General features: G+C 34.4%; 2 protein-coding genes. Both read right to left on the bottom strand.

Annotation, left to right across the window (positions count from 1 at the left end; all coding sequences use genetic code 11):
* Window positions 1–207 precede the first annotated feature (207 nt).
* Window positions 208–1,536, bottom strand: a complete 1,329-nt coding sequence (locus tag CP367_RS09590) for an RNA-guided endonuclease TnpB family protein (protein ID WP_013085970.1) — start codon at window positions 1,534–1,536, stop codon at window positions 208–210.
* On the bottom strand, window positions 1,520–2,143 hold the full coding sequence (locus CP367_RS09585) for an IS607 family transposase (protein ID WP_065991183.1): 624 nt from the start codon (window positions 2,141–2,143) through the stop codon (window positions 1,520–1,522). The genes CP367_RS09590 and CP367_RS09585 overlap by 17 nt, the downstream gene beginning before the upstream one ends.
* Window positions 2,144–2,271: the final 128 nt, after the last annotated feature.

The following is a 2,271-nucleotide window of genomic DNA, read 5'->3' as shown; positions in this document are numbered from 1 at the left end:
GTAATGTTAGAAAATATTGGTTAAATATATCCACTTTATTTTATTTGAATACATTTTCCTATCTTATCTTCGTTTATTAATATCTGCTTTCAACCTTTTTAGCACACTCCCAAACTTTTGCTAGCTTAGAAACTATAAGGACAACTTTACAAAAGCGTCAACCGATAAACTTGGATAAGATTTATATTTCCTTTGCTAAGTAGTGCCCTAAAACTTAGGACTCCATTTAACTGGACGTAACACTACGCCCGCTATCTCGTCATTCACTTGGAAATTCGAGAATACTTTTCTAATTATTTGCAAAGCTCCGTTAATATCCGCATTGATTAAGCGGTCATCATTAGCTTTAAACAAACCACGTTTAATTCGTCTGTTAACAGGGCTTTTACCTTGTCGCTTTCTGCTTTTATTGCCGTTTTCCCAACAAGGCTGTTCATGATCTAAACTACTAGTTTGACTAGTGTAACTTTCGTTAGTTTGAATAACAGTAATTCCTGCTAAATTAGCCTTGTACTTAATCATGTCGATCATCACCTGGTGAGGAATCCCAATAAAGTTTTGATTATTTCTTTTCCCCATATTTGAACTTCTTTTCCATGATTTGTTCTTACCAATGACAATTGTGTTTGCCTCACAGTTTAACGCATAATCCACGATACGTTTAGATGCTTTGTGGGCAAATTGCCTAATTTTGTCATTGCGCCAAGCGGTAATTTTCTTCATGGCTTGGGTATCTTGATAGACAACTTTCTTACCTTGTTTGGTATTAATTATTCGTTCAAGCTGATGGTGTCTAGCTTGAAGCTGTCTTAATTCAGCACGCTTTTTATTATAATACTGGTTAACCGACTTAATTCCACGACCGTTAATGAGTAGTGGACGATTACCAGTGTTAGAAGCGCAAGCAAAAGCATTATCAATTCCAGGATCAATCCCAATATATTTACCGTTATCTGGTAAGTATTTAATTTCTTTATTGGCTTTATATGGAACAATTACTTTATAACCATTAGCGACAGGTTTAAAAGCAACGCGTCCAATTTTTTCAATATTAGGCGCAAGTTTTAGCTTTAAATCCAATTTTGGAACAATCAAATAGCCATCTTTAACTTTAGCGTTCTGATTAGTCACAAAGAAGGTATGGCGTTTGTCCCGTAAATAACGGGGCAATCTTGGTTTTCCGCTAAACTTACTAGGATTAGCTTTGTAGGCTTTCAGCGCTTTAAAGAATGCCTGCCAAACAGTTGTGACCTCTCTTAAAGTCTGTTGTGCCGATTGGACATAGCCTAAGCTATGATAAAGCATTAACTCACGCTTTTGATAACGCTCTTTAAATATTTGATCGAGTTGACTATAGCCTTTAATATATCTTTTCTTAAAGAAACCTTGTCTTAAGTCAAAAAGGGCACGGTTGTACAAATTGTGTGCTACTAAAGAATACTCATCAAGCTTCGGATTAGCTTTAATCAGATATTCACTGGCTAATTGCTCATATTGCAGATCATTTCTAGGAACTTGCTTATTCTTTTTTGCCATCTTTTTCACCGCCTTTCTGATTTAAGGTGCTTTCTATAAGCTTACGTTCCACTCGTCTATGAGAATATTCTCTCATAGAGAAGCAATGCAGTAGGCTGATAATTTCTTCAAACAGCTCTTCTTCATCAGTCTTAGGATTCAGCTCATTTGAGATAGTTTCAATCGCTGTCCCGTAGTTTTTAAACAAGTATTCAAATAGCTCAAACCCTACACGACTCAATCTATCTTGATGAGTAATGATTACTCTTTCAACTTTGCCTGCCAAAACTAAGTCTAATAATTTAAAGAACTGTTTTCGATTTTTAAAAGAGATGCCACTGGCAATATCTGAAAAGGAATTATCGACATGATAGCCTTTATTTTCAGCGAAATCACGTAATTCTTGCATTTGATTAGCTAAATCATGTTTTTGCTTATAAGTAGAAACACGACCATAGAGAATAGTCTGACGAGGAGTATGTTTATTTTTAAACAACCAAACCGAATCATCGTCAAACTCAAATTGACCTGTTGGCTTTTGAACAGCTTTAATAAAACCTTTTTCACGATAACGCTTCAAAGTTGAGCGGCTAATTTGAAGTATTTCCATTACTTGATTAGCTTTCATAGTTTCACCTCCTTAACTAATATTATATCATATGTATTCAATAAATAGGCGAAAAGAAAATAAAAAGATCATATTATTACATCAAGACTAATAATATGATCTAATTTAGTTAATTATTTCTTACTATA

The sequence above is a fragment of the Lactobacillus sp. UMNPBX16 genome, from assembly GCF_002553775.1.
Taxonomy (GTDB): Bacteria; Bacillota; Bacilli; order Lactobacillales; family Lactobacillaceae; genus Lactobacillus; species Lactobacillus crispatus.
Note: the sequence above shows the minus strand (reverse complement) of the source record. Positions and strands in the feature narration are given on the sequence as shown.